This window comes from Ruegeria sp. CDSA246, assembly GCF_059611225.1.
Window position 1 is genome coordinate 1 of sequence record NZ_JBXWPD010000055.1, and the last position, 1,370, is coordinate 1,370.

2 protein-coding genes are annotated in these 1,370 nt (G+C 52.3%); one reads left to right on the forward strand and one right to left on the reverse strand.

What is annotated here, in order from left to right; translation table 11 throughout:
* The coding region (locus AC2FI9_RS22780; RefSeq protein WP_496771011.1) for a LysR family transcriptional regulator at positions 1-623 on the reverse strand (623 nt) is incomplete at its 3' end.
* A gap of 183 nt (positions 624-806) precedes the next feature.
* Here AC2FI9_RS22780 and AC2FI9_RS22785 point away from each other — a divergent pair.
* Complete coding sequence (locus AC2FI9_RS22785; protein WP_496771013.1) at positions 807-1,217, forward strand: GFA family protein; 411 nt, start codon at positions 807-809, stop codon at positions 1,215-1,217.
* Positions 1,218-1,370 lie beyond the last annotated feature (153 nt).

Below are 1,370 nucleotides of genomic sequence, written 5' to 3' on the forward strand. Positions count from 1 at the left end.
GTCAATGGCTCGGGAGGTACGACCCCATGATAGGTGAACCAGTCGGCCGCCTCGTTGGTGCCCAGTTCCTGCAACCAGGGAAGCTTCGTTAAAGAGGCCGGGTCACGCAGATCTTGGCCTTCCACAAGTGAAGGTGCTCCGATCACGACCATGTCGGAGACAAGAACAGTATCCTCTTCTTTTCTTGGCATGCGTCTATCGTGATACCGAATGGCGACGTCGATACCACCTGGCTTTATCTGAACCAGCTCCGAGGTTGGGTTCAGCATCAAAGTGATCTCTGGATGTTGTCGTTGAAACTCTGCCATTCTTGGCAATAGCCACTCTACTGCGAATGCGGGTGACATGGTCACTTGAACGGGACGGTGCGCTGCATGTTCCGCCAGTCGTTCGACACCCCTTCCGATAATTTCGAAGCCGATACCCAGTTCACGTGCAAGAATGATGCCTGGATCTGTCAATTCAATGCTGCGCCCACGTCTGGCAACGAGAGCTACACCCAAATGCCTTTCCAACGATTTCACCTGCTGGCTGACAGCCGCTTGGGTTACGTTCAAGTGTTCAGCCGCGACGGTGTAACTCCCTGCTTCCGCAACCGCTGAGAAGGCGCGCAAAGCGTTCATCGGGGGAAGGTGCAACCAATCCATACTGTAGATTTTCTAATGTTTTGTTAGACTATTTGAGTCGCATGATATCGGTTTTCTTGACAATATTCATATCGAAATCTGTTTATAAGCTCCAAGAAAAGTAGGTATAGGCTTCATCACGGATGTCAGCCTAGCCGCATGCCGGGAGATCTTGATACGATGGAAAAAATTCAAGGTGGATGCTACTGTGGTGCGGTTCGATACCAGATCGCGACACCACCTGTCTGGTCGGGACATTGCCATTGTCGTTCATGCCAAATGGCCCTTGGCGGTGCCTTTGTAACTTGGGCTAAGGTAGCCGCCGAAGACTTCGCCGTTATCAAAGGCGAAATCCAACACATTGAGAAAACTCCGGGTATTCGCCGCGGATTTTGTCGGGACTGTGGAACGACGTTGACCTATGCCGCCCTAAATGAAGTTGAGGGCCAAGACTGGAGCGCTGACGCGTGGTTTTCTGCTGTGACGTTGGACGACCCATCGATTACTCAGCCAAAAGCCCATGTCTTCGTTTCGCATCAGCAGCCATGGATAAAACTCGACGACGGGCTGCCGACGTTTCTTGAGTTCTAACCAACTTTCCGAGCGCACGGAGGTGAAAGCGATGAACACTGCATACTCATATGCCTGCAAGGATTGCGAAGGCATGGAGGCCTGCCCAGGTAAAGTAGTTGCTGCGACCAAGGACGAAGTCTGGAAGCTCATGGAACTCCACGCGGTGGTCGC

Bases quoted from the DNA above. Each gene is read 5' to 3' on its own strand.
- AC2FI9_RS22785 (WP_496771013.1), top strand. From the start codon at position 807: ATGGAAAAAATTCAAGGTGGATGCTACTGTGGTGCGGTTCGATACCAG.